Raw genomic sequence first — 25,864 nt, forward strand, 5'->3', positions numbered from 1 at the left:
CTCAAGGCTGATTGATTTTTCTGCGCATAAACCGACGTATCGCCAGACAGCAAAGAACGACAGGTACGCCGATGCACAGGGTAGCGATCGCCCAATAAAGGTCCATGACGTACAAGATCAGATTCTCATCGAGATCTGAACGGGCGCCTCGACCTGTAGCTGATAGGTAGAATCTGACTACTGCCTTGACTGGACCCGGTATATGAAGTGGGTATCTCGTAAGCGGGCTCGCCAGTTGCCAACCAATATTGCTAATGAAGAGAAGCGCAAATAAAGATGCTACGAGCGTTACGGGCAAAGGCATCCTGGGTATCGCTTCACCACTTTTTCTGGCAACGAGATAACCAGGCAGCCACCGTTTGAATCCAATTAATGCCACCGCAATCAGCAATGTGGCGACCGCCCAATAGAGTAGTAACGCAAGCACTTCCATATCGTCGGGATTTCCCAGATATTCAGTGCCGGTGCATGACAGCCAGAATCGGATAAATGCTTCCACGCTCTCCGGCATTTCCATTGGGAGCATGTCAACAAGATACGTGGTCCGCAAACCAGCAATCACGGATATCACTATCAAAGCGGTGTAGGTCGAAATGCTGATGACCAGGCGCTTGTTCATTTCACGTCAACGGTTCCATAGGCTCGCAAAGTTGACCCCGGTACGGGTAAGGTCTGTCCTCGCGAACGAATGTATTTCTCAAGTAGTTCGAATTCTTTAGGATTCGCAACCGTGATACATCCGTGACTCAGCCCAATGCGCCCGACTGGATGCAGCCGGAAGTTACCGCGCTTGATGCCATTGATGTTGGTCGTATCCCCCGTTGCAGGATTCCAGAGCATGAACCACTTTCGACGGTCGGTAGAGCTAACGCCTTGTGCATTCCACCAGTCGTATATCAAACCCATGTAACCGCCTGACTGACGATCGACAAGATAATAGGTCCCTTTCGGGATCGGCCCAACATTTTCGACAGCCGTATCATCGGGATTATCCCGGCCCCGATCGGTTCCAGAAAACGCAGCGACCGACACCGTTCCGTCGCAAATGAAAAAAGAGGTGACCTCCCTATTAAGAACAAAAGTACACTTGACCGGCATTTCCTCTGCCCCTGCCCTGTCAATTTGTAGTGTTGTTCTTGATATACAGCGTGGCGGTCACCGCACCGCCGCTTCCCCCCAGCGCGTTCTGCACGAAGTACTCTTGCTTCATCGTCGAAAAAGAAAGACACACCTCTTCGTGGCACACCTCGCCGCCCCCGATCGGCTCGACCTGAGTAATGACCACGTCGTACATCGTGATCTTCAGGTATTCGAATGGCAGTCCCCCGGCTTTGCGCACGGTCAGCTTCACCTGGTCGATATGCTTGCCCGTGAAGCAATATCTGATCAGATTCGGACTGGCACGATCCAACTGATGCGTGAATTCCAGATCCGAAACCGTAGCCTTGCCCGCCCCGCCACCGGAACCCGACATCATGGCTGATTGCTGCGACACTTTCCAGCGCCAACCGATTACATCGATTTCGTTCAGGTGCAAAGCGTCCTGCGACTCGCCGTCGATACCGCCAATCTTGATAAAAGTATCCTGCGCCATCAACCGGCCCCGTGACGTTTGCGACTCTGTTCAGATGGTCGTCACGCGGGGCATGCACAGGCATTCGATACAAGCAGAGTGAACTACTTTCGATAGAAGACCATGACCGCGGCGAAGACTCGAATTGCTAGTCTCGGGGAAATATCGATCCTTGGAGATGCGATATTTCTGCAAATTCGCGTGAAATTGCGTTGATTCATCGGCCGCATGTCGGAATTCGATTCATGCGGCCTCTGGCTCATGCCTCCCTGACAGTGCGCTCACGCGGCCCGGCGCCTAAGCCGCCACCTTCAGATCCTCGATCGCCCGCTGCCTCACGCCGAGGTCGTCCCACAGTTCCGGGTGGCAAGTGAACACCAGGATCTGATGCCGCGTGGCCGCATCGATCAATGCGCGCTTGATCGCATCGCGCCGCGCGGCATCGGTATGCACGGCCGCGTCGTCGAGCATGAGCAAGGTCGGCCGGCCCGACGCCTTCAGCAGATCCGCGTACGCAAGCCGCGTCAGGATGCCGAGTTGTTCGCGCGTGCCGAAGCTCAGTGCGTCGAGCGTGTCCGCGCGGCCATAGCGATCCAGCGTAGCGGGACTCAAATCGTCGCCGAGCGCGATTGTCGACTGCGGGAAAATCCGCTTCAGATAATGGCCGAGCCGTTCGGTCAAAGGCGCGCGCAACTGCGCCACCGCGGCGTCGCGTTCGTCGACCAGCACTTCGTCGAGCAGGCTCAGTGCGCTCGCACGCAAGCTGAGTTCGTCCTTGCGCCGCGTGGCCTGCTCGACCCTGGCTTCGAGCGCCGCGAGACGCTCGCCGAGCCCCGACGCGCCGACCGTCTCCAGTTGACTGCGCAATCCCGCGATCCGCACCTGCCGCTCGTTCTGCTCGCTGCGCGCGAGTTCCGCGGACGCGCGATAGCGCTTCGCCTCGGCCGCCGGATCGTCGAGGCGGGCCGCTTCCAGTTCGCGCTCGCGTCCTTCGCGCTGTTTGCGCAACGCCTCGACCTGCACGCGTTGCTCGACGATTTTCGTCTGCCACAGCGCGCGGTTCCGGCAGAATGCTTCGTCGCTCAATTGCGCTTCCTTGCGCTGCAACTGAGCCGCGAGCGCTTCCTCATTCGCCATGCCGGTGGATTTTTTATCGGCCGCCTGCGTCAATACTTTTCGCGCAGCCTCCAACGCATCGCGCGCGATCTCCGCGTTGCGACGCGCTTCGTCGAGCGGCGCGGCAGTGGATACGTCGGGCAGACCCGCGAGCCGCTCATTGGCCGCCTGCATGCGCGCCGCCGCCGTGGCCGACGCCGCGCGCAACGCCTCGATGCCCTGCGGCGCATGCACTTCGAGAATCTTCGCCTGGCTTTTCTGCTGGGCGACCAGCGCCTTCCACTGCTCGTGCCTCGACTCGCCCTCGCCGAGCGACGCCACGCCGAGCGCCTGCAACAACTGCGCATACCGGGCTTCGAGCGACGCGAGTTCGGACAGCCGCGCCGGCAGATCGGAGACGCCCGGCACCACCCGCAATTCGCCGAGCGTGCCGAGGCCGATCCGCTTCTCGCCATCCAGACGCAGCACGCCCTCACCGCTCACCGTTTCATCGTCGACGGTAATCGCGCCGTTCAGGCGGTATTCGATGCGCGTCATCGCGGCTTCGGTGCGCGCGCGCAGCACAGTCAGCTCGCCGCCGAGCGCGGCAAGCCGTTTCAGTTTCGCCTCGTCGATTTCGAGCGTGGCCGCCTCGCGCGCGGCTTCGAGCACGGCGTCGTTCGCTTTGCTGGCGGCTGCGATCGACGCTTCGAGCCGCTCGCTCTCGGCACGATAGAGCCCAATCTGACTGCGCAGATCGGCTGCGGTCACGGCCGCGTTGGCCAGTTCCAGCGCGCGGTTGGCATCGGCGAAAGCCTGCTCGAATTGCGCCACACTGGCCGCGGCCTGCGCGTGCTCGGCCTGCACCGCGGCGACGTTCGCCCGCAGCGCGCCGAGTTGCTGCCGCTCGCGCGCGACGGCCGCTTCCAGTTCGAGCGCGTTCTGCTCCTGCTGCAATGGCAGCGCCAGTTCGGCTTCACTCGCCTTCAGCGCTTGTTCGAGTCCTTTGAGGCTGCCCTCGAGTTGTACGACGGCATCGGCGCGTAATTGCGCCTGCAAGGCCTTCTGCTCGTGAAGCTCCCAGGGACGCTTGCGCTGCGTGTCGTCGAATGCTTCCTGCTGCGCGGCGAGACGCGCAATGTTCTCCTCGAACTGCCGACGCTGCTGTTCCAGTTCATCGCGCTCTTCGATCAGCCGCGCGAGCGTCTGTTCGGCTTCGGCAAGCGGCCCGGTAGACTTCTGCGTGCGCGCGGTGAGCAGTTGCCGAAGCTCCCGCTGCACGGCCGCGATCAGCGCATCTTCGCCAGCCGATTCGCTGCCGCCCGAAAGTTGCGTCAACGCATCGCGCAAATACTGCGCCGCGTGGCCGGTGGAATCGCGCATTTCCTGCGTGCCGCCTTGCTGCACCCACAACAAGCCGGGAACGCCCGCGTTCTCGGCCCTCAACGGCCCACGCGCGGCACGCGAAAAACCGAGCAACGCAGCGAGCTTGTCTTCGGCTTCATCTTCGCCGAATACGCTCTGGCCGATCTTCAACTCGCAGCGCTGGCGCGTGACGAACTGCTTCGACAGCCGGCACGGCGTGCCGTCCAGATCGAAGCTCACTTCGACCGACGGCTGGCCGCTCGCCTTGCCCCACGGCAACAGGTCTTTCAGATGCGAAGCCTTGTAGCGTTCGAGAAACACGGCGCGCACGGCTTCGGCAATGGTGCTCTTGCCGGCCTCGTTCGGACCGACGAAAAGATTGAGACCGGGCTGCAGATCGTCGATGACGAGCCGTCCGGTGAACTGTTTGAACTCCTGGATTGCGATACTTTGCAGCTTCATGCGGACCTCGCTTCGCGCGGCAGTTCACGTTGAAAACGCGCCAGAAGCAACAACGCCTCCGCCGCGCGCCTAACCTCCCGCGGGTCGGACTGCGGGTCTTCCTGCAAGCCGCGCAGACGCGCCACCACTTTCGCGAGATAGCCGCTTTGCGCGCCGAGTTCGGCGAGATCGTCGGCGGTGGGCAGCACTTGCAGGCCGCTCAGGTCAACGCGCAAGGCCCGCACGCGGGCGCGGGCTTCTTCCACCGCGACGTGGATCGCTTCGGCGTCGGCGAGCGCCGCCGTACCGCCGACGGTGACGCGCAGCACGTCGTGGCTACCCAAGGTGGCGAGACGCGCTTTGAGCGAATCCACATCGGTCGGCACGGAAATGGTTTCGTCCCAGCGATGCCATTGATATTGACCGACCCGCACCGGCTCGACCACCGGCGCCGCGCCCGGCTCCTGCAGCGTGACGTCGAGCATGAAGCCCGGATCGTTGGCACGGAAGCGGTCCTGCTCGTGCGTGCCGGCGTACCAGGTGCGCTCGTCGACGCGCAGATGGCCGTGCCAGTCGCCGAGCGCCAGATAGTCCAGACGCGCGCTCGCGGCACGCGTGGGCGCGATCGGATTCGACGAGTCGATGCCTTCCTGCAGAATCCCGCTCACGCTGCCGTGCGCGAGTCCGACGCGGTGATAGCCGGCCGGCGTCTCCGTGGTATCGAAGAACCCCGTGGTGTCGTCATACGTGATGCGTTGCGTGAGCGGCGCGCACAGCAGCGCGCAACGGCAGGCGTCGAGCAGCACCACGCCGGGTTCGAGCACCACGCGCACATTCGGCGCGATGCAGTTCAGGCGCTGGGCACGCGTCCAGACGCTCTCGACGAGCGCCGCGTCGTGATTGCCCGGCAACATGATCCACGGCCCGGTAAAGGCTTGCAGCGCACCGAACAGACGGCGGATCACCGTGTCCGAGACGGTTTGCAGATCGAATACGTCGCCGGCCACGAGCACGGCGTCGACCTTGCGCGCGGCGGCTTCTCCGGCGATCCGGCGCACGGTCTCGAAGCGCGCTTCGGCAAGATGCGCCGCCTCGTCCGGTTCGAACTGGCCGAATTGCGTGCCTATCTGCCAGTCCGCGGTGTGCAGAAACCTGATCACTGTGCCTCCATTCCGTTCAATTGCAATCTGCCTCGCCGGGCAAGCCCGCGCGGTCTGACCGCAGATGTTACCGTGCCGGCGCGGCAAAGATAGTCCCGGGCGGTTGCCACGTGGCCCGGCGGGCGGCGCTACACTCGCGTTTTCGGCACGCGCGTCGAGCGCGCCCCATCATTTCAATCGACCTGGACCTGGACCCGCTGCCTCGCCGCCAATGAACAAAGCAATCGAACTGAAGAAGGCCAAGCGCACGCCGTTGCTGCTGTTGCTGGCCGCCGCCTGCGTTTTCGTGGTGACCGCGTTCATGCCGCGCGGCATCTGGGTGGACGGCATCAAGGCGATCGCCGAGGCCGCGATGGTCGGCGCGCTGGCCGACTGGTTCGCCGTGGCCGCCCTGTTTCGCCGCGTGCCGATCCCGCTCGTTTCCGCGCACACTGCGATCATTCCGAGGAACAAGCACAAGATCGCCGACAACCTGGCGGTTTTCGTGCAGGACAAGTTTCTGGATGTGCCTTCGCTGGTCGGCCTGATCCAGAAACACAACCCGGCGCAGAGCATCACCGGCTGGTTGACGCAACCGGCCAACACCGCGCGGTTGGGCGATTACGTCGTCAAGCTCACCAGCGGCATTCTGGAATTGACCGACGACGTACGCATTCAGAGCTTCATCAAGGGAGCGCTGCGCGACGTGCTGGCCAAGGTGGATCTGTCGCAATCGATGGGCGCGATTCTCGACACGCTCACCAAAGACGGCCGCCATCAGGAACTGCTCGACGCCGGCATCGAACAGGTCATCGCGCTGCTGCGCGAACCGCAGGCGCGCGAGTTTATCGCCGAGCGCATTGTCGATTGGGTGAAGAGCGAATATCCGAAGATGGAAAAAATTCTGCCTTCGGCATGGCTCGGCGAGAAAGGCGCCGAAGCGCTCGCCAACGCGGTGAACCGCATGCTCGAACAGGTCAGCGAGAACCCCACGCATCAGCTTCGCCAGAAGTTCGACGACGCCGCTCACAAGCTGATCGTCAAGCTCAAGACCGATCCCGCCTTCCTGCAAAAAGGCGACGAGCTGAAGCGCTATCTGGTGGAAGGCGAGGCGCTCAGTTCGTATGTGAAAGACATGTGGGGCGAATTGCGCGCGTGGCTCAAACGCGATCTGCAAAGCAGCGACTCGGCCCTGCATGCGCGCGTGATGGCGATGGGCGAATGGGTCGGCCGCGAACTCGCGAACGATCCGGCCTTGCGCCAGTCGCTCAACGACCATCTCGAAGAAGCGGCGCGCGCGCTGGCGCCGGACTTTGCGCAGTTCCTCACGCGGCATATCAGCGACACCGTCAAGAACTGGGACTCGCGCGAAATGTCACGGCAGATCGAGCTGAACATCGGTAAGGATCTGCAATACATTCGCATCAACGGGACGATTGTCGGCGGCTTTATCGGCCTGCTGCTGTATGCGAGTTCGCAGGTGTTCGAGTTGCTGCGGCTGCACATGGGATACATGGGATAAGCGATAGCCCCGCGCTCCATCAAAGCGCCTACAATCCGGGCATACGACTTGCTCAAGCGCATTGCCCGGACAACCTCTCCCTGTTCGCGAGCGGCCAGCATAAGAACGACAGCGCTTCTCATTCGGAACGTGTGCTCATGAAAATATCGTTACCGCCGCATGGGCGGCCGAACCGCGTTTACCCGCCGGGTACGCCCAGTCTGCATGGCCTCGCGTCGGTCATTACCGGCGTGGTGGTGGTGTGCGCGCTGTACTTCGGCCGCGCGGTGTTGATCCCGATTACGCTATCGGTGCTGCTCAGCTTCCTGCTCGCGCCGCTCGTGCAGATGTTGCGGCGTTTGCATATGGGGCAATTGCCGTCCATCTTCATTGCGGTGCTGTTCGCGCTGGCGAGCCTGCTCGCGGTCGGCGCGCTGATCGGCGCGCAATTGGTGCAGCTCGCGGGCGACCTGCCGCAGTACCAGGTGGCGATCGAACAGAAGATCGAAACGGTTCAGGAAAAGACCGTTGGCCGCGCCGATTCGCTGATGAGCCGCGCCGCCGTCGCCCTGCAACGCGTGGCGCCTTCCAGACCGAACCCGCCGCGCCCCACCGGACGCGCGGCGCGCAACGCGCCCGCCGTGCCGCAGCCGGTCGAAGTGCACGAGCCCTCGCCCACGCCGTTGCAGCTTGCGCAGCGTGCGTTGTCGCCGGCCATTGCGCCGATCGAAACGACCTTTATCGTGCTGGTCGTGACGATTTTCATCCTGCTGCAGCGCGAGGATTTGCGCGACCGCTTGATCAGCCTGTTCGGTTCGCGCGATCTTCACCGCACCACGACCGCGATCAACGACGCCGCCGTGCGTCTGAGCCGCTACTTCGTCGCGCAGTTGGGCGTGAATCTCAGCGCGGGCGGCGTGATCGCGATCGGGCTAGCCATCATCGGCGTGCCCGGTGCGCTGCTGTTCGGCGTGATTGCCGCCTTGCTGCGCTTCGTACCGTATATCGGCATCTGGATCGCCGCGATTCTCGCGGTCTTTCTTGCCGCCGCGATCCAGCCGCAATGGACGATGGCGGTCTATACGCTGATCCTGTTCATCGTGGTCGACCTGGTGGCCGGGCAGATCGCCGAGCCGCTGCTGTACGGCCACCGTTCTGGCCTGTCGCCGCTCGCGGTAGTGGTCGCGGCGATTTTCTGGAGCTGGCTGTGGGGGCCGATCGGCCTCGTTCTGTCCACGCCGCTCACGTTGTGCGTGGTCACGCTCGGGCGCTACGCCGACCGGCTGAACTTTCTGACCGTGCTGCTCGGCGATCAGCCGGCTCTCACACCCGCGCAGACCTTCTATCAGCGGTTGCTCGCGGACGATCCGCATGAGGCGATCGTGCAGGCGGAGCGGCTGCTGCGCGAGATGTCGCTGGTCGACTACTACGACAAGGTCGCCCTCGAAGGCCTCAAGCTCGCCCGCAACGATGCCATGCGCGGCGTGCTGATGCCCGATCAGTTGCAGCGTATCAACGACGCGCTGGTGGACATTGTCGAAAACCTGGAGATCGCGGACGGCTTGCCGGACCGCCTGTCGCGCATCGACCCCGCCGACTCCGCGAGCGCGCTGTTGGCCTCCGCCTCGGCCGATCTTTCCGAGCGGCACGACAGCCATATTTCGGCCCACCCACGTCTGCGCGACGCCGCCGAAAAAACGTCCGTGCTATGCGTGCCCGGACGCGGTTCGTTCGACGAAGTCACGACCGCGATTGCCGTGCAACTGCTCGGTCGCCAGGGTCTCGCGCCGATGATGGCCACGCACTCGGGCTACCGGAGCGCGCGCGCCGATGAACCGGGTTTCAAGGACGCGTCGATCATCTGCATCGTCTCGCTCGACGCGCCCGATTCGCCGCCGTATCTACGCAACATGCTGCGGCGTACGCGGGAATGGCGACCGCGAGCGACGCTCGTGGTCGGCGTGGGCGGCGCGCCGGAAGGCGGCCCGGAGATGGGCGCAACCGGTGCCTCGCATGCGGCCCCGACCTTCCGCGCAATGATCGAGGAGTGCCTCGCGGCTTCGAGTGTGCAGCATGCGCGCCAGCCTTCGCATGTGGGCGGAGCCGACTGAGCGCGCCTCTGCAACGAGTCGCGCGACGAGACAGGTTCGTAGGTGGGTACATGTGCCCGCCCAGCCTTTCTCGCGATCTGCTCGCGAACCGGCGAAGATAATCGGGTCTCAAGGACGATTAGCGGCGAAATCCTCCTCGCCGCATGCCGCCGCCGGCAAAGCCCCCCTCGCCGCCGAAACGTCCCGCTCCTGGCGACCCTCTGCCGTCGCCCCATTGATTCGCCGAGTGATCGAACCTTTGCTGGCCGACATCGCGCGCCTCGCGTTGCTGTTCCAGATCGCCGCTCACGTCCGCTTTCGGCTGGACTGATTGCCAGCCGTTGGCGGTGTGCTGTTGCCAACCGCCGCCCTGGGTATGCTGATAGACGTTGCCGTCGTGGCCGGCATAGACGTCGCCGTTGTTCCATGCCACGGCATTGCCTTTCGACTGATTGGTCACGATGCCCTTGCCGGCGCTCGTGTACTGGCCCGTTTGCGTGTTGCCGGCCACGCCGAACTCGGCCGCGCCTGCCCGGCCTGTCTGCGCGTTAGACCCGGCCACCTGGCGCCCGCCCGCGAAGTTGCCGTTGTACTGGTTGCCGGCAATGCCGCCGCGCGCCGCGCCTTCCCGCCCCGTCGACGGATTTGCAAACGAACCCTGCCGCCCGGCCGCGTAGTTCCCCGAGTAGGGATTGAACGCGGCGCCCCGACTGCCCTGGAAGCGCGCCCCGGTCGCCGGGTTGTAGCCGGCCGCCGCCGAGCCGCGCCCTTGCGTACCGGTCCACGGGTTCCAGCCCGAGGCGTGCGTCACGGTGCCTTGTCCCCAGCGTCCATAGAAATTCGCCTGGTTCACGTTGACGTTGTTCCATCCACCGCCGCCCCAGTATGGGCCCCAGTACGGCTCGGCAGCGCCCCAGATCGCCCCCGCCGCGAAGCCGAAGGCGAACCCCGCTGCCGCGTTGAGGGCAAAGCCCGCGTCGTAACCGTAGGTCGGCGGATAACCGTAGTAGACCGCGCCGACGTACGGCGGATAGACATAGCCTGTGCCGTAGACCACGGTACCCTCGGCATTCACCACGACGCCCATGTAACCCGGCGTATAACCCACGACCACGGTTTCCGGCGTCACCGAGTAGATACGCACGTACACCACGTAATGCAGAGGTGAACTGGCCGGAATCGCGTAGATCGCGCTGGGCACTTCGGTCGCTACACGCCATGTGCCATCGGGCGCCGCCGCGGTGAACCAGATGCCGCTCGACACGGCGTAATAGTGTGTGGAGTCCACCGCGATCACCGGTGTGCCGGTATTGACCGCATAACTCAGCGCCGTGCCTGCGATCGGCGTGAAGCGCGGTGCGCCGTCGTATGCAACGCTCAGCGTGGCGCTCGCGCGCGAGACCGTGGCCGTCTGCGCAATGGTGGCCGCGATGGCGGCCTCCCTCGCCTGCGGCGTGCCCGGGATCGAGACCAGGACGTTGGCCCTGGGGTCGTGCGGCGAAATCCTCGCGAAATCCGCGGGGAGTTCGCTGCCTGAAACATACTGCCAGGGCCCGCCTTCCGAAGCGGCGCGGAACCATCGCCCGGAGAGCAGCACGTAGTACTGATTCGTGGCCGGGTCCACGAAGACAGCATGGTCGCTATTGGCGACGGTCAGCAGACTGACGCCCTCGACCGGCGTCAGTTTCATCTGGCCGTCGGTCACAATCAGTTCCGTCGGCTCCGTGGCGATCAGCACGACCGGCGCTCGCGCCGGGCGCTGGCCATTGGCCGGCAACAGAGGATCGGCCTTGCCGCTCGCCTCGGCACGTTGCGCCGCCGCCAGCAGGGCTTGCGGCGGCGCCGTCCGCACGCCCCATTGACCGCCGGCCGACGCGGCCGAATACCAGTAACCCGCAGCATGCAGATACAGCGTGCCGCTCCCGTCCTGCAGCAGCAACGCCCGGCTGTTCAGCGCCCGTTGATAGCCCGTCCCGTTCACCGGCCGCCAGACCGGCGCACCGTCCACGAGGACCAGCACCGTCGCCCTCGTCGCGAAGACGATTCGCGGAGCCTCGTTCTGGACGGCCATGCGCTGCGTGGCCGCGAGTTGCTTCGACGCAGCGTAGCTCGTCTGCAGTTCGTCCAGCGACGTGGTCAGTCCGGCCGACGGCAAATGCGCCAGCAACACCTGCCTGGTCTGATCCGCGACGCCCGGGTTGGTCGGCACATCCACGCTCGCGATCTCGATATGAGTGAGTTGCGCGAGTCCCGACACCTTGTCGATCTCGACGGTCGCCGAGAAGTGCGCCACGCCGTAGGTCGGCGTGCCGTCGCTTGCGCCAACGGCTACCGCGGCACGGCCCGCTATGCGGTTGCCTTCCCATGTCTCGATCTGCGGCTGATAAAGTTCGACGTGCTGCCTGTCGGCATCGAAACTGCGAGGCCAAACCGACGGCGCTGCCGCGCGGGGAGGATTCGCCGCCTCTACATGCATGCCCCAGCAGGCGAGGCAGGTTGTAGCAAACAGCATGGTCAGGTTTTTACTTATTCTGGACATCGCTTCATTCTCCCTGTTTTTTCACGTTCTGCTGCCCTATCCATCGCTCCTCGCCCAACCTTTGTTTCACGATTGGCCACGCATACCGGGTCGCTTGAGTACTACCGTGTTTCGGCTTGCGCACCGGTCCCGCCTTGCTCCAATGCTGCAAGTGCATCCGCGCCCCAACCGCCGCCCAGCGCTTTGTAAAGCGTGACGAGAGACGTGTATTCATTGCCGCGGGTTTGCGCATAAGCCAGTTGCGCGCTGAACAGACTTCGCTCGGCGTCGAGAACTTCCATGTAGCTCGTGTAGCCGCCTTCATAGCGTTGTCGCGCGAGTCTTGCGTAGGCGTTCAGCGCATCGACCTGGCGCTCTTGCGCGACCAGACGTTCGCATGACTTCCCGACGCCGAGAAGCGCGTCGCTGACTTCCTGGAATGCCGACTGCACAGCCTTCTGATACGCGTAGAGCGTTTGTTGCTGGCGTGCCTGGGCCTGCTCGACCTGTCCGGCAATGTTGCCGGCCGAGAAAATCGGTTGCGTCAGTGCTCCGGCAAACGCCCAGGTGTTCGCCGGGCCGCTAAAGAGCCTGCTTAACTGCGTGCTCGACGAGCCGAGCAATCCCGTGAGCGAAATCTGCGGAAAATAAAGCGCACGCGCCGCGCCGATCAACGCATTGGCGGCAACCAGGTTCTGTTCGGCCTGCAGCACGTCCGGACGGCGCGCGAGCAATTCTGAAGGCAAGCCCGCCGGCACACTGGGAGACTGGAGTTCGTCGAGCGTGCGGCCACGAAGAATGGGACCGGGGTTGCGGCCGAGCAATACCGACAGCGCGTCTTCCTGCTGCCCGATCTGCGCTTCAATGGCGGGAATATCCGCGAGCGACGCCTCGTATTCCGACTGGCTCTGGGCCAGTTCGACCTGCGAGATCTGCCCACCCTTGAAGCGCAGTTCGAAGACCTTCACCGAACCGGCGCGGCTCGCCGCCGTTGCCCTGGCAATCTCGAGTTGCTGATCGAGACTGCGCAGATTGATATAGGACGTGGCGACCGATGCAACGAGCGTGAGGAGCGTGGCCCGCTGCCCTTCCTCGCTGGCGAGCAGATTCGCGCGCGCGGCTTCGGTCTGACGCCGCACGCGGCCGAACGCGTCGATTTCCCATGAGATAGGCAACGTGGCATTGAACGACGTGTAGTCCGTTCCAATGCCGGCCGGCAACGAACTTTGGGCAAGCGGCGAGACACGCTGGCGACCCGCGTTGAAACCCGCGCTAATCTGCGGAAACAGTTGCGAACGCGTGGTGACGAACTGTCCGCGAAACTCGTCGACTCGAGCCGCGGCGATTTTCAGATCCCTGTTCTGCGCGAGCGCGGTCGAAATGAGTTCGTTCAGCACTGGATCGCCAAACTGAGCCCACCACGCCGTATCGACGATTTGCGCCTGCGTACTATCCGAAAAGCGAAACGTGGCCGGTGTTTCGATAGACGGTCTGACATAGTCCGGGCCCATCAGGCAGCCGCTCAGACACAGGCAAAGCCCAAGTGCCGACACCCAGGAAAAACTTGAACCGACTGGACGCATGTCAATTATCCCGCTTCGTGCCGGGATGCATACCGGTCGAACTGTTAGTCACCGGACGCGAACCGGACAGCGCCCGTTCGCCTTGTCCCTCCGGCACGGCCTCTCCCTTCTTCTTACCGGCGCGCCGCTCGTTCGCCGATTCGAGCAGGAAGAAGAACATCGGAATGAAGAAGACAGCGACGCCGGTCGCCCCCAACATGCCGCCGATCACCCCGGTGCCGATAGAATGCCGGCTGTTCTGCGACGCGCCGGTCGCGATGGCCAGCGGAACGCAGCCGAGAATGAAGGCGAACGACGTCATGACGATTGGCCGCAACCGGTCTCGGGCGGCGGTCACCGCGGCGTCGAACGGGGATGCGCCTTGTGCGCGATTCAGCACCGCAAACTCGAAAATGAGAATCGCATTTTTCGCCGCGAGTGCGACCAGCATGGTGAGACCGATCTGAAAATAGACGTCGTTGTTCAGGCCTCTCAACAGGATGGCCAGCAAAGCACCGAACAGCGCGAACGGCACGGCCATCAGAACGCCGACAGGCAGGCTCCAGCGTTCGTATTGCGCGGCGAGAATCAGGAACACCATCACCAGACCGAACACGAAAACGAGGCCTGACGTGCCACCTGACTGGCGGGCTTCGTACGCTTCTCCGCTCCACCCCGCGCCGTATCCTGCGGGCATGGTTCGCGCCAGTTCCTCCAGCACGGCGATCACTTCGCCCGAACTGTGGCCCGGCGCAGCATTGGCGGTAATCAGCACGGCCGGGAAGTCGTTGAAGCGCGTCATCAGGGACGGGCCGGTTACGTACTGATACGTCACGATCGATTTGAGCGGCACCATCGTGCCCGTGGCGCTGCGCACGAATACCTGCTCGAGGTCCGTGGGCTTTAACCGGTATGACGGCTCCGCCTGAAGGATCACCTGCCACAGACGGCTCGACTGATTGAACTGGGAGACGTACAGCGAACCGAACATGGTCTGCATCGTACTGTAGACCTCGTCTATCGGCACGCCGAGTGTGGCCGCCCTGTCGCGATCGACATCGACACGCAACTGCTGTGAAGAAGCGTTGAAGGTCGACGTGACGGCCGCCAGCTCGGGCCGCGCCTTCGCCCTGGCGATAAAGTTCTGCACGACCTGAGCAAGCTGCGCCGTGGTGCCGTCGCCTTTGCTCTGAATCCACATCTCGGTGCCGCCCGTCGTGCCAAGCCCGGGGATCGACGGCGGGTTGACCGGTACGACAATGCCTTCCTTGATCCGTGACAGTGCGCGGTAGGCACCAAGCAGCAACGCATGCGCATTTTGCGTGCGAATGTTCGCCCACGAATACCGCTCGTCGAATCCCTTCAGTCCGACAAAGAACGTTGAAGCGTTGTTCATTGTCTGGTTGTCGAGCAGGCTGTAGCCGTCGACCACCGTTACGCTGCCTACGCCGGCCTGTTTCGCGAAGTAGTCGGTCACGCGCGACGACACCCGGCCGGTGCGATCGAGACTTGCCGAATCGGGCATGATGACCGCGCCAAGCAGGTAGCCCTGATCTTCAGGCGGCAGGAAGGCATGTGGAATGGACCGCATCATCGTGACTGCCAGCAGGACCATGCCGGCGAACAGCAGCAGCGCGATGCCAAACCGCCTGATCGTAAGCGTCACGGCGCGGCCGTAGCCCGCCGTGACGCGCGCGAACGCGTTATCGAACCACTGGAAAAAACGATGCTTTGCATGCGCCTGCGGTTTCAGCAATACAGCCGCCAGCGCCGGCGACAATGTCAAGGCCACGATGCCCGATAGGACCACAGAAATCGCAATGGTGATGGCAAACTGTTTGTACATCTGCCCCGTAATGCCGCCCAGAAATGCAACCGGCACGAACACCGCGCACATGACCAGCACGATCGTGACGACCGGGCCCGACACTTCATCCATAGCCCGCTTGGCCGCCGCATTCGGCGAGAGGCCGAACTCACGCATGTTGCGCTCGACGTTCTCGATCACGACGATCGCATCGTCCACCACGATGCCGATTGCCAGCACCATACCGAACATGGTCAGCATGTTGATCGAAAACCCAAGGGTGGCCATGCCCATGAACGTCCCCAGAATGGAGACCGGCACCGCCAGCACCGGAATCAGCGTCGCGCGCCAGCTCTGCAAGAACATGAATACGACAATCACCACCAGCAATACGGCTTCGAAAAACGTCTTCACCACGTCCGCAATGGAGGCGCGCGTGAAGTCGGTGGTATCCATTGCGATGTTGTAATCGATCCCCTCCGGGAACGAGCGTTTCATGTCCGCCAGCGTTGCGCGCACCTGCATCGAGACATCCAGCGCGTTGGCGCCGGGCTGCTGGTAGATGGCGATCACCGTAGCGGGCTTGCCCTGGAATCGGCTGCGTATCGAATAATCTTTCTGTCCGAGCTCGGCACGGCCGACGTCTTTCAAGCGGACGATCGCCGCGCCGTTGTTCGACGCACGAATAATGATGTTGTCGAATTCGGCGGGACTGGAAAGTCGCCCGCTCGTCGTCACGGCGAACGACTGTTCAACCGGCAAACCCGTTGGCGCCTGGCCGAGGCGCCCGACCGCGAACTGCTGGTTCTGGTTCGCCACCGCGTTCTGCACGTCGGTAGCCGTAATGCCGAGCTGCGCCATGCGGTCCGGGCGCAGCCAGATACGCATGGCGTAGTCCGGCGTGCCGAAGATGCTGGCCTGGTTCGCGCCCGGAATCCGTTTGAGCGCATCGAGCACGTACACGTTTGCGTAGTTGGCGACGTAGGTCGAATCGAACCGGTTATCGGGTGAGTACACCGCGACAACCATCATGAACGCCGACGACTTTTTCTGTACCTGCACGCCCTGCGACTGCACGGACTGCGGCAGTTGCGGCAATGCGAGGTTGACGCGGTTCTGAACGTCCACCTGGGCCAGATCCGGGTTGGTGCCGTTGCGGAAGAACACGTTGATCGTCAGACTGCCGGTCGACGAACTCGACGAGGTCATGTAGATCATGCTGTCCGCGCCGTTGACCTGCTGCTCGATGGGCGCCGCGACGTTATTCGCCACCACGTCGGCGCTCGCGCCCGGGTAGCTGGCGGTGATCGTGATCTGCGGCGGCGTGATGTCCGGGTACTGGGCGACCGGCAACGCGAACATGGCCAGCACGCCGCCCAGCGCGATGACGATGGAGATGACCGACGCGAAGATCGGCCTGTCGATACAGAAATGGGAGAGCTTCATCCGTTTGCCGCCTGGTGCGCAGAGTTAATGCGCGGAGTTTTGTTCGGATTCCGTTTGCGCAACGGGGGGCGCGACGGGCGGCACGACGGGCACCGTGAGTTTTGCGCGATGCTCCGCGGAAGAACCGTTCCCCGTTATGCTGATCGTCGCGTTGGGCGACAGCCTCACCGCCCCGTCCACAACGACTCTTTCGCCGGCGCGCAAGCCGTCGTTGATGAAGCAGTCATCGCCCTGCCATTCGCCCATCTCGACAAACCGTTGGCGGGGCTTGTTATCTTTGTCGACGGTCCACACGAAATGGCTTTTTGCGCCCTGCTGCACGGCTCGCTGGGGAAGCAGAACGGCATTCGGCCGCACGGCGCCGGACACCCTCGCGCGTACGAACTGCCCAGGACGCAACGTGCCTTTTTCATTGGCAAAGACGGCTCGTACGAGGAAGGTGCCGGTTTCCGCGCTGAATACCGGATTGGCGAAATCGATATGTCCACGCGCGGGGAACGTCGAACCGTCGGCCAGCAGCAGCGTGATTTCGAACTGGTTGTTTGCCGGAAAGCGCAACTGGCCTTTTGCGATCTGATCGCGATACCGCAGCATCTCGTTCTCGGAGATGCTGAACTCGACCCACATAGGATCCATCTGGTAGACATACGTCAACAGGCCGGACTGAGCCGGCGTGACATAGCTGCCTTCCTGCTGCCTTGCATAACTCGACAAGCCGGCGAGCGGCGACTTGATCGTGGTGTAGCCGAGGTTCAGCTGCGCAGCCTGGACCTGACCTTTTGCAGCGATGACAGCGGCTTCGGCCTCGCGCTCGCTGCCGGTTGCATCGTCGAGATCTTTCTTGCTCAATGCGTTCTGCGCGGTGAGCGGCACGACGCGCGCGAGATTGGCTTTTGCGACGCCGAGCCGTGCCTGCTGCTGGGCCAGCGCGCCCTGCGCCGATTGCAACGCGGCCTGGAACGGCTTGGGGTCCATCAGAAAAAGCGTCTGCCCCTGACGAACCATCTGGCCCTCCGTGTACGTCCGCTTGTCCAGAAAGCCGTCTACCCGCGCGCGAATTTCCACGGCGCGCGAGCTTTGAGTCTGGGCGACAAACTCGAAGTCCACGGGCGTATCGCGCGGCGTCACGGTCATGACGGTGACGTCGACCGGCTGGGACGATTCGGGAGCGGCGGGTTTGCCGCATGCGGTCAGTAAAGCAAGCAGACTCAATACGAGCGCCGGCCGTCTCCACACCTCGCCTGGCGGGCCCTTCGGTGCATTCAACGAGCGAATCAGGCATCCCAGCAGCAAAACAGGCATGAAGGTTCCGTGAAAAATGGTTCAACAGCCGGGCAATCCGCGCCAAAGCAATTGATTGCGCCCGGCCGCGCCGGAAGGCGCGGCCGTCAGTTGTTCGCGAATGAATTGCGCTGGCTGGAAACCGGCCAAACCCCTAAAGGATGGTCGGCCGCATCAGCCCGGCAAACGGCAACAGCAGTGACATCAGAACCGGTGACGGATGCCCGTCGTCACGAGAAACTGGTTGCTCGCCGTGGACGGCGCGGAGGTGCCGTTGATTTGCACGGTATTCAGCCCGCGACCGTTGTTCGCGCCGAGCTGCGTGACCGCTTCCGCGTAAACGTCGGTACGCTTGGACAGCGAGTAGTCAGCCTGCAGACCGAACTGATTCCAGTGGGCCGCGCCGGTGTTCGTGTCGCTGGTGCCCGGCGTGGCGCGCAGTGCCTGCGTATAAGTGTAGGCCGCGCCCAAACCCAGTTCCGGCGTCAGGTTGTAGCGTGCATTGACCTCGTAGTTGTTGTAACGGACCGAGATGTCAGAGAACTTGTCCTGGAAGCGGCTCTGCGTAAAGACGGTGCCGAGAATGAACGGACCGAACGTGTAGCTTCCGCCGAGACCCCAGGTACGCTGATTCTGAACACCGCTGACAGCGGATGCCGCGAAGGTGCCGCCGCTGATCGCGCCATTGCTCTGATTCAGGTCCATGCCCTGGTACTGGAGATAGGCCGCGCCCAGTTGCAAGCCACCGTTGCGGTAACCCGCGCCGATGCTGTACGCCCGGTTGTCGGCGAAGCCCGCATTGTTCGAGAAGCCGTACAGGCCGCTCATCGAGAAGCCGGCGTAGTTCGCGCTCTGGAACTTGACCGAGTTGTTGACGCTGATCGACGAGTTGGCGTTGTCGTTGTCGCCCGGATGCGCGAAGTACGTGCCGCCCCAGCTGCCGGCCGCTGTCAGCGGCGCGAGATAGTCGACCACGGAGTCGTACTGGCGGCCGAACGAAACCGTACCGTACTCATTGGACAGGCCGACATACGCCTGGCGGTTGAACAGCTTGTTGGACACAGCCTGGTTGCCGTTCGCAATGTTGAATCCGCTTTCCAGGTTGAAGACCGTTTTCAGCCCGCCACCCAGATCTTCGACCCCGCGCAGGCCCCAGCGGCTCGGCTGGATGTTGCCGCCGGTCATGCCGAACATGGCCTTGCCACCCGTGACGCGCCCGTCGGACGTTACGGTGGAATCCTTGCTGACTTCATTGCTCACATAGGTCAGGCCCGCATCGACAATGCCGTATAGCGTGACGCTGCTCTGGGCGTGCGCCGCGCACGCAAAAGTGGCGGAGACGGCGGTCGCAGTAATGATTTTTTTCATTTCGAATACCTTGGCGTTTTATCTTAAAACTCGGTTGCCGGCATGAGATTAAATCTGCCGCAACCAGGATGCACCCATCTCCAATTTCATTGGAATACATATTGAAGACAGACTCTGCGTGCAATTTGCATTCTAGACGCCGGCCTCGAACGCAATCATGCAAAACAATGCAAAAGTATTTTTAACTTATATTTGAGATAATCTCGAAAACGACAGGCAAACCCGGCGTGGTGCCGGATGCGTATAATTCCCATCCATAATCGCGTCACGATCCGCCAGGCCTGACCGTTGCTCAAGCCCAACAAAATAAAACCCCGCCTTTTTTTGAGAAAGAAATACCGATACCGTAAATAAAAATTAAATCATATTTAACCCACCTATATATCGTAGACAGGGAGACCATTGATTATCTGTTAAAAACTAATATCTCAATTTTCCCGCACATATCTGTTAAAGCGTTGGTGATATCATGAATCAGCTTCAGGCAATGCGAGTATTTATCAACATCGCAGATACCATGTCATTCGGACAGGCGGCAGCCAATCTCGGCATTTCGAATGCGATGGCCACGCGCTACCTCGAGCAACTCGAAGCTCACCTGAACACAAGACTTGTCAATCGCAATACACGCAGCCTCTCCCTGACCGAAGAGGGGGAGATCTACTCAAAGGGTTGCCGCAACGTACTCGACGAAATCGAGGAGATCGAAACCGTCACGATACGCGGCACGATCGAGCCGGCCGGCACGCTGAGAATCGCGGCCGGCGCATCGTTCTCACTGTCCAGCCTCACGCCGCTGCTGCAGGAATATCTGCGGCAGTATCCGAATGTCAGACTCTCGGTCACGCTGTTGCACCAGCACGTCGATTTCGTGAAAGAAGGCTTTGACGTCGGCATCGTGCTGCCCAAGCAGATCGGCGGCACTACGTTGATCAAACGCTCGCTGCTGAGTGTCCGTCCCATTGCCGTCGCGTCGCCCAGTTACCTCGCCGTCAAAGGGGTTCCGTCGCGGCCGGCGGATCTGACCTCGCACACCTTTCTTGCCCTCACTGCCGCCTCGCATGACGGCGACTGGATCTTCGCTGCGCCGGACCGGCGCGAGAAACGCGTGACGCTCGACGCCGCGCTGATGGTGAACAATGCGCTGATGCTGCGGCAAGCCGCGCTCGCGGGCATGGGGATCGCGGTGCTGCCTGAGAACCATGTGCTGAACGATTTGCGCAGCGGCACGCTCATGCAGGTTCTGACGGACTTCCGCATCACCAATGCCGACAAGGAGTTGGCGCTGGTGTACGCGGATCGCCGCCACATTTCCGCGAAGACGCGGTCATTCGTCGACTTTTCGGTTGAATGGTTTCGCACCAACGCGGACCGTCTGACCTCCGCTGCGCCCGTTACCAGGTAGCCTGCGGCAAACAGATGCCGCGTCACGGTCCGCCCTCCTCGCATGCGGCGGCGTGGGCAGCTCAGTGGCGCGGCCCTGCCATGCGCTGCTTCTGTACCGAGCTTCTGTACCCAAAATGAGGACAGCGCCGCGCGCGCCCTCCTTCATACTTCGTTACCGATTCGCTCCGCCTGTGAAGAGCCAACCAGCCCCGGCGGGCAATCCACCCGGTATCGAAGATCCAGGAGACGCGCATGAACCGCCCCTTCAAACCCTATCCGTTTTCGCCTCGCCGCCATGAGGGCGTGGTGCCACCGCTAGTCGACGGGCGCGACCCGCTCGGGCGGCCGGTGGCGATCGTCGGCGGCGGCCCGGTCGGCATGACGCTTGCGCTCGCGCTGGCTCGCCAGGGCGTGCGCTCGGTGTTGATCGAAGCCGACGACAGCGTATGCATCGGCAGCCGCGCCATCTGCATTTCGCGCCGCAGTCTGGAGATTTTCAAGCGCCTCGGCGTCGTGCAAGGCTTCCTGCAAAAGGGCTTGCCGTGGGCAGGCGGCCGCAGCTTCTACCGCGACGCCGAAGTGTTCCGCTTCGCCATGCATCACGACGACGAACAATCGCTGCCGCCGATGATCAACATCGCGCAATACCAGATCGAACAGTTGCTGCTGGACGAAGTGGAACGGCATGCCGAGCTGATCGAGATCCGCTGGCAGACCCGCGTGACCGGCATCGAACCGGATCAGGCGAAAGACGACCGCGCCGAGCTGGCCAGCACCTCCGGCGCAACGCTCACGCTGCGCACCGGCGACACCGCGTGGCAGATGCACGCCGACTGGGTCGTGGCCTGCGACGGCGGCCGCAGCACGATTCGCGAGGCGCTCGGCCTCAAGCTCACCGGCACCACGTACGAAGGCCGCTACGTGATCGTGGACATCGAACTGGACAGCAAGCGCGCCGCCGAGCGCCTCGCCTACTTCGATCCGCCCTCCAATCCCGGTTCGACGGTACTGGTGCACAAGCAGCCCGACAACGTCTGGCGCATCGACTACCAGCTTCGCGACGACGAAGACCCGGAAGCCGCCGTGAAGCCCGCGAACGTCCTGCCGCGCGTGCAGAGCGTGCTCGACTCGATGGGCGAAACCGGCGAATGGTCGCCGATCTGGATCACCGTCTACAAAGCCAACGCGCTGACGCTCGAACGCTACCGGCACGGCCCGGTGCTGTTCGCGGGCGACGCCGCGCATCTCGTGCCGATTTTCGGCGTGCGCGGCGCCAATTCCGGTATCGACGACGCGGACAACCTCGGCTGGAAACTGGCTTGCGTGGTGAACGGCCTGGCTTCGCCGCGTCTGCTCGACACCTACAACGACGAGCGCGTGTTCGCGGCGCGCGAGAATCTGAGCTACGGCATGAAGAGCACGGAATTCATGGCGCCGCCTTCGTTCGCGTTCAATCTGATGCGCGAGGCCGTGCTCGGTCTCGCCGAGCGGCACGCCGCCGTGCGTCCGCTGATCAATCCGAGGCAGACGCATGCAATCGCTTATACGCAGTCGCCGCTCAACGAGGCCGCCGCCGACGCGCCTGGCTCGTTCAGCCGAGGCCCGGCGCCCGGCAGCGTGCTGCCGGAATGCCGGCTCAAACGCATGGACGGCGGCGAGAGCGTGGATATCCATCTCACCGATCTGCTCGAGCCTTGTTTCACGGCGCTGCGCTTCGGCGCGAGCAGCGATTCGACGCAAGAGCATGCATGGCAGGAGTTGCAACGCTCGCTGGCCGGGCAAGGGATTCCGTTCAAAGCCGTCACACTGGTCACGGATGAGACCGCGCATGCCACCAGCCCGACCCTGATCGACCACGCCGACAGCCTGCACGAGCGGTTCGACGCCACGCCCGGCACGGTCTATCTGATCCGGCCAGACGGCCACGTACTCGCCCGCTGGCGCAACGGCAGCGCGGCAGCCACGCAGCGCGCCATCAGCGCGGCGCTGACGATCTGATTCACGGAGACTCACATCATGACGGACAGCGATCTCGATCTGGTCTACACGACCCTCTGCAAGACCCTCACGAACCAGGGCGAACCGCAGGCGCCGCTCTATCTGGCCCGCCTTGCGATGCTCTGCCTGACCGAACTCGACGACCCGCAGCGGGCCTTGTCGTTGATCGAAGCGGCGCGGCTGCCGGCTTCGACCGAGGTGACGGCATAAAGCGTAAAAAAACTGCCGCGCCTGGCATGGGCGCGGCGGCTTTTCCTTCAGACACAGGCATCACTGCTTCGGATACAAACCCAGCGTGCTCGCATGCAGCCGCGCGAGTCCGAGCAGAGCATCCGTGTACGGCGTGGCAACGCCCGTCAGTTGTCCCAGCTCGCGTACCGCGCCCACCAGCGCGTCGAGTTCGACCGCTTTACCCGCCTGCACGTCCTGCAGCATCGAGGTTTTCATCGCGCCGAGTTTGAGCGTGATCGCGTGGCGGTCCGCCGGTTCCTGTTCGATCGGAATGCCGAAGCGCGCGCCAATCTCCCTCGCCTCCAGCATGATGCTCGTCACGAAGTTGCGCGCCAACTCGTCGCTGAGAATCCGGTCGGTCGTCGCGCCGGTGATCGCGCTGATCGGATTCATCGTCATGTTGCCCCACAGCTTGTACCAGACGTCGCGCTGAATCTGCGCCGACGTCGATGCATTGAAGCCGGCCGCCGCAAGCGTGGCCGTGAGCGCCGCGGCGCGCTCGCCCGACCGCCCCGACGCCTCGCCGATAATCAGCCCATTGCCCTGATGATGCCGGATGACGCCCGGCGCTTCGACGAGGCAACTGGCGTGCACCACGCAGCCCACCGTCTGCGCAACCGGAATCGCAGCGGCGATCGCGCCGTCGGGATCGATCGACTTCAGGCGCTTGCCGGCAAAGTCCCGCCCGAGCCCGTCGCAAAACCACCAGGGCACGCCGTTCATCGCGGTCAGCACGATGGTCTGCGGGTTCAGCAGCGGCGCGATCTGCGCGGCCACGGACGCCATTGCCGGTCCCTTGACGGCGACCACGACGAGATCCTGCACGCCGAGATTGGCGGGCTTGTCGCTCGCGTTCACCTTCACGCCATGCGTCACGCCGCCCTCGATCAGACGCAGGCCGTGCTCGCGCAGCGCGGCAAGCGTTTCGCCGCGCGCCACCACGCTCACGTCATGGCCGGCCTGCGCGAGCTTCACACCCATCCAGCCGCCGATCGCGCCCGCGCCGTAGATAGCTACTTTCATCGTTTCAATCCTTGTAACTGGCGTCGATGCGGTCCACTCGCCGCACCAGCGCGTCGAACACGTCCTGCCCCGCGCCGTGGCGCGGATCGAACTGCAGCGCGTCGCGCGAGCAGCGGATCGCAACGTCTTCCGGCACCGGCCGCGCGCGGCCCATCGCGAACGTCGCCATCTGGATTTCGCAGGCGCGATTGAGCGTCCACAGGACCGCGAAAGTTTGCGGCAAGGTGTGGCCCCACGCAAGCAGGCCATGATTGCGCAGGATCACCGCCTGTTTGTCGCCGATATGCGCGAGCAGGCGCGGACCTTCTTCCGCGTGCACCGTGATGCCCTCGAAGTCGTGATACGCAATGCGGTCGTGCAATTGCGCGCTGTAGAAGTTGGTCTGCTGCAAACCGTCTTCCAGACAGGCCACGGCGACGCCCGCCGTAGTGTGCGTGTGCATCACGCAGTGCGCGTCCGGCAGGCCCTCGTGAATCGCCGCATGCACGACGAAGCCGGCCGGGTTCACCGGATACGGCGAGTGATCGAGCACGCGCCCTCGTGCGTCAATCTTCACGAGGTTGCTCGCCGTCACCTCGCTATAGTGCAGCCCGAACGGATTGATCAGGAAGTGCCGCTCGCCGCCGCTCACGCTGGCGGGAACGCGCAGCGTGATGTGGTTATAGATCATCTCCGTCCAGCCGAGCATGTCGAAAATGCGATAGCACGCCGCGAGATGCACGCGCGCGTGCCATTCGTCCGGATGCATCGTGTGGGCTTTCGGCGCGCTCGGCGCCGGCATTTCAAGTGTGGTCATTTGCGTCTCCTGTTATCGTTCTGTCGATCCAGAAATCGTGCTTAGGCGCCCGACACCACGGCCGCGATCGACTCCGCCACATACCCCGCGTTGCGTGCGTTCAACCCGGCCACGCACATGCGCCCGGAGCGCAGCACGTACACCGCGTATTCGCTGCGCAGACGCGCCACCTGGCTTTGGCTCAGGCCGGTGTAGGTGAACATGCCGCGCTGCGCGACGTAGCGCGCGCGCATCACTTCGTCCACACGGCCGGCGAGTCCGGCGTGGATCGTGCCGCGCATGGCGAGAATCCGCTCGCGCATGGCGGCGAGTTCCGCTTCCCACGAAGCGCGCAACGACGCATCCGCCAGCACGTTGGCGACGAGCCGCGCGCCATGCGTGGGCGGATTGCTGTAGTTCGCGCGCACCGTCGACATCAATTGACCGAGCACGCGGCCGGCCTCTTCCGCGCTTTTGCAGACCACGCTCAATGCACCCACACGCTCGCCGTACAGCGAAAAATTCTTCGAAAACGAATTCGCGGCGATCAACGGAATGCCCGCGTCGGCCAGCAGGCGCACGCAGGCGGCGTCTTCTTCCAGACCCGCGCCAAAACCCTGGTAAGCCATATCGACGAACGCGATCAGCTTGCGGCGCTGCAATACCGGCACCAGTTCGGCCCATTGCGCCGGGCTCAGATCGACGCCGGTCGGGTTGTGGCAGCACGCGTGCAACAGCACCACGCTCTGTTCCGGCAAGCGGCCGATCGTTTCGAGCATGTCGGCGAAACGCAAGCCTCCCGTGTGTTCGTCGTAGTACGGATAGGTGTTGACCGTCAGCCCCGCGCCCTCGAATACGACGCGATGGTTTTCCCAGCTGGGGTCGCTGATCCAGAGCTGCGAGCCCGGGAAATAGTGCTTCAGGAAATCTGCGCCGACCTTGAGCGCGCCCGATCCGCCGATGGTTTGCAACGTCGCGATCCGGCCCGCCTTGCGTGCCTCGCTGTCCGCGCCGAATACGAGCGCCTGCGCCGCATCGCGATAGAGCGGTAGGCCGGCCATCGGCAGATATGAGCGCGGGCCGATCGAATCGAGCAGCGCGGTTTCGGCCCGGCGCACCGCGTTCATCACGGGCAGCCTGCCGGCGTCGTCGAAATAGATGCCGATGCTCAGATTGACCTTGTTGGTGCGCGGGTCGAGTTGAAAGTCTTCGTTCAGGCTCAGAATCGGGTCGCCTGGATAAGCGGGAATGTGGTCGAACATGGT

18 protein-coding genes are annotated in these 25,864 nt (G+C 63.1%); 5 read left to right on the forward strand and 13 right to left on the reverse strand.

Annotation, left to right across the window (positions count from 1 at the left end; translation table 11 throughout):
- Position 1: 1 nt before the first annotated feature.
- From PDMSB3_RS28835 to PDMSB3_RS28855, 5 genes are all read right to left on the reverse strand, one after another.
- Positions 2-619 carry a hypothetical protein gene (locus PDMSB3_RS28835; RefSeq protein WP_007177445.1) on the reverse strand — a complete coding sequence of 206 codons (618 nt, stop codon included), beginning with the start codon at positions 617-619 and terminating at the stop codon, positions 2-4.
- A complete protein-coding gene (locus PDMSB3_RS28840; RefSeq protein WP_007177446.1) occupies positions 616-1,098 on the reverse strand; it encodes a DUF2778 domain-containing protein in 483 nt (160 codons plus the stop codon). Before PDMSB3_RS28840 ends, PDMSB3_RS28835 begins: the two co-directional genes overlap by 4 nt.
- Before the next feature lie 19 nt (positions 1,099-1,117).
- Entirely contained in the window at positions 1,118-1,594 is a 477-nt protein-coding gene (locus PDMSB3_RS28845; protein ID WP_007177447.1) for an Hcp family type VI secretion system effector, read from the reverse strand.
- Between the two features lie 276 nt (positions 1,595-1,870).
- Positions 1,871-4,495, reverse strand: a complete 2,625-nt coding sequence (locus tag PDMSB3_RS28850; protein ID WP_165188485.1) for an AAA family ATPase — start codon at positions 4,493-4,495, stop codon at positions 1,871-1,873.
- Entirely contained in the window at positions 4,492-5,634 is a 1,143-nt protein-coding gene (locus PDMSB3_RS28855; protein ID WP_007177449.1) for a metallophosphoesterase family protein, read from the reverse strand. Before PDMSB3_RS28855 ends, PDMSB3_RS28850 begins: the two co-directional genes overlap by 4 nt.
- A gap of 211 nt (positions 5,635-5,845) precedes the next feature.
- Here PDMSB3_RS28855 and PDMSB3_RS28860 point away from each other — a divergent pair, with 211 nt between their 5' ends.
- Together PDMSB3_RS28860 and PDMSB3_RS28865 are read left to right on the forward strand one after the other, a co-directional pair.
- Positions 5,846-7,135 carry a DUF445 domain-containing protein gene (locus PDMSB3_RS28860; protein WP_165188487.1) on the forward strand — a complete coding sequence of 430 codons (1,290 nt, stop codon included), beginning with the start codon at positions 5,846-5,848 and terminating at the stop codon, positions 7,133-7,135.
- 137 nt (positions 7,136-7,272) lie between these two features.
- Positions 7,273-9,225 (forward strand): AI-2E family transporter, encoded by a 1,953-nt coding sequence (locus PDMSB3_RS28865; RefSeq protein ID WP_007177451.1) that lies wholly within the window; start codon positions 7,273-7,275, stop codon positions 9,223-9,225.
- A gap of 118 nt (positions 9,226-9,343) precedes the next feature.
- Here PDMSB3_RS28865 and PDMSB3_RS28870 read toward each other — a convergent pair whose 3' ends face one another.
- From PDMSB3_RS28870 to PDMSB3_RS28890, 5 genes are all read right to left on the reverse strand, one after another.
- On the reverse strand, positions 9,344-11,743 hold the full coding sequence (locus PDMSB3_RS28870; protein WP_165188489.1) for a carbohydrate-binding family V/XII: 2,400 nt from the start codon (positions 11,741-11,743) through the stop codon (positions 9,344-9,346).
- A 101-nt stretch (positions 11,744-11,844) separates the two neighbouring features.
- Entirely contained in the window at positions 11,845-13,305 is a 1,461-nt protein-coding gene (locus PDMSB3_RS28875) for an efflux transporter outer membrane subunit (protein WP_007177453.1), read from the reverse strand.
- A 1-nt stretch (position 13,306) separates the two neighbouring features.
- The gene (locus PDMSB3_RS28880; protein WP_007177454.1) at positions 13,307-16,537 is read right to left on the reverse strand and encodes an efflux RND transporter permease subunit; all 3,231 of its coding nucleotides are present in this window, start codon (positions 16,535-16,537) and stop codon (positions 13,307-13,309) included.
- A 24-nt stretch (positions 16,538-16,561) separates the two neighbouring features.
- Positions 16,562-17,839, reverse strand: coding sequence for an efflux RND transporter periplasmic adaptor subunit (locus tag PDMSB3_RS28885; protein WP_007177455.1), 1,278 nt, complete (start codon positions 17,837-17,839; stop codon positions 16,562-16,564).
- A gap of 183 nt (positions 17,840-18,022) precedes the next feature.
- Entirely contained in the window at positions 18,023-19,186 is a 1,164-nt protein-coding gene (locus PDMSB3_RS28890) for a porin (RefSeq protein WP_007177456.1), read from the reverse strand.
- A 487-nt stretch (positions 19,187-19,673) separates the two neighbouring features.
- Here PDMSB3_RS28890 and PDMSB3_RS28895 point away from each other — a divergent pair, with 487 nt between their 5' ends.
- The 3 genes from PDMSB3_RS28895 to PDMSB3_RS28905 all read left to right on the forward strand — a co-directional run bounded on the left by PDMSB3_RS28895 (position 19,674) and on the right by PDMSB3_RS28905 (position 22,780).
- Positions 19,674-20,591 (forward strand): LysR family transcriptional regulator, encoded by a 918-nt coding sequence (locus PDMSB3_RS28895; RefSeq protein ID WP_268738028.1) that lies wholly within the window; start codon positions 19,674-19,676, stop codon positions 20,589-20,591.
- Between the two features lie 233 nt (positions 20,592-20,824).
- Positions 20,825-22,570, forward strand: coding sequence for an FAD-dependent oxidoreductase (locus tag PDMSB3_RS28900; RefSeq protein WP_007177458.1), 1,746 nt, complete (start codon positions 20,825-20,827; stop codon positions 22,568-22,570).
- A gap of 18 nt (positions 22,571-22,588) precedes the next feature.
- A complete protein-coding gene (locus tag PDMSB3_RS28905; RefSeq protein ID WP_007177459.1) occupies positions 22,589-22,780 on the forward strand; it encodes a hypothetical protein in 192 nt (63 codons plus the stop codon).
- Between the two features lie 60 nt (positions 22,781-22,840).
- Here the strand turns inward: PDMSB3_RS28905 and PDMSB3_RS28910 are convergent, their stop codons facing one another.
- The 3 genes from PDMSB3_RS28910 to PDMSB3_RS28920 are packed head-to-tail and all read right to left on the reverse strand — an operon-like array spanning position 22,841 to position 25,861.
- Positions 22,841-23,824: a 2-dehydropantoate 2-reductase gene (locus tag PDMSB3_RS28910; RefSeq protein WP_007177460.1), complete on the reverse strand. Its 984-nt coding sequence runs from the start codon at positions 23,822-23,824 to the stop codon at positions 22,841-22,843.
- A 4-nt stretch (positions 23,825-23,828) separates the two neighbouring features.
- Positions 23,829-24,620, reverse strand: coding sequence for a class II aldolase/adducin family protein (locus PDMSB3_RS28915; protein WP_165188491.1), 792 nt, complete (start codon positions 24,618-24,620; stop codon positions 23,829-23,831).
- A gap of 41 nt (positions 24,621-24,661) precedes the next feature.
- Positions 24,662-25,861, reverse strand: a complete 1,200-nt coding sequence (locus PDMSB3_RS28920) for an amino acid aminotransferase (protein WP_165188493.1) — start codon at positions 25,859-25,861, stop codon at positions 24,662-24,664.
- Positions 25,862-25,864: the final 3 nt, after the last annotated feature.

The sequence above is a fragment of the Paraburkholderia dioscoreae genome (assembly GCF_902459535.1).
Taxonomy (GTDB): Bacteria; Pseudomonadota; Gammaproteobacteria; order Burkholderiales; family Burkholderiaceae; genus Paraburkholderia; species Paraburkholderia dioscoreae.

What these genes read in the sequence shown, in the direction of transcription:
- PDMSB3_RS28915 (WP_165188491.1), bottom strand. Translation starts at nt 24,620, where the DNA reads ATGACCACACTTGAAATGCCGGCGCCGAGCGCGCCGAAAGCCCACACG.
- PDMSB3_RS28890 (WP_007177456.1), bottom strand. Translation starts at nt 19,186, where the DNA reads ATGAAAAAAATCATTACTGCGACCGCCGTCTCCGCCACTTTTGCGTGC.
- PDMSB3_RS28845 (WP_007177447.1), bottom strand. Translation starts at nt 1,594, where the DNA reads ATGGCGCAGGATACTTTTATCAAGATTGGCGGTATCGACGGCGAGTCG.
- PDMSB3_RS28880 (WP_007177454.1), bottom strand. Translation starts at nt 16,537, where the DNA reads ATGAAGCTCTCCCATTTCTGTATCGACAGGCCGATCTTCGCGTCGGTC.
- PDMSB3_RS28840 (WP_007177446.1), bottom strand. Translation starts at nt 1,098, where the DNA reads ATGCCGGTCAAGTGTACTTTTGTTCTTAATAGGGAGGTCACCTCTTTT.
- PDMSB3_RS28850 (WP_165188485.1), bottom strand. Translation starts at nt 4,495, where the DNA reads ATGAAGCTGCAAAGTATCGCAATCCAGGAGTTCAAACAGTTCACCGGA.
- PDMSB3_RS28860 (WP_165188487.1), top strand. Translation starts at nt 5,846, where the DNA reads ATGAACAAAGCAATCGAACTGAAGAAGGCCAAGCGCACGCCGTTGCTG.
- PDMSB3_RS28865 (WP_007177451.1), top strand. Translation starts at nt 7,273, where the DNA reads ATGAAAATATCGTTACCGCCGCATGGGCGGCCGAACCGCGTTTACCCG.
- PDMSB3_RS28870 (WP_165188489.1), bottom strand. Translation starts at nt 11,743, where the DNA reads ATGTCCAGAATAAGTAAAAACCTGACCATGCTGTTTGCTACAACCTGC.
- PDMSB3_RS28885 (WP_007177455.1), bottom strand. Translation starts at nt 17,839, where the DNA reads ATGCCTGTTTTGCTGCTGGGATGCCTGATTCGCTCGTTGAATGCACCG.
- PDMSB3_RS28875 (WP_007177453.1), bottom strand. Translation starts at nt 13,305, where the DNA reads ATGCGTCCAGTCGGTTCAAGTTTTTCCTGGGTGTCGGCACTTGGGCTT.
- PDMSB3_RS28895 (WP_268738028.1), top strand. Translation starts at nt 19,674, where the DNA reads ATGCGAGTATTTATCAACATCGCAGATACCATGTCATTCGGACAGGCG.
- PDMSB3_RS28910 (WP_007177460.1), bottom strand. Translation starts at nt 23,824, where the DNA reads ATGAAAGTAGCTATCTACGGCGCGGGCGCGATCGGCGGCTGGATGGGT.
- PDMSB3_RS28905 (WP_007177459.1), top strand. Translation starts at nt 22,589, where the DNA reads ATGACGGACAGCGATCTCGATCTGGTCTACACGACCCTCTGCAAGACC.
- PDMSB3_RS28835 (WP_007177445.1), bottom strand. Translation starts at nt 619, where the DNA reads ATGAACAAGCGCCTGGTCATCAGCATTTCGACCTACACCGCTTTGATA.
- PDMSB3_RS28920 (WP_165188493.1), bottom strand. Translation starts at nt 25,861, where the DNA reads ATGTTCGACCACATTCCCGCTTATCCAGGCGACCCGATTCTGAGCCTG.
- PDMSB3_RS28900 (WP_007177458.1), top strand. Translation starts at nt 20,825, where the DNA reads ATGAACCGCCCCTTCAAACCCTATCCGTTTTCGCCTCGCCGCCATGAG.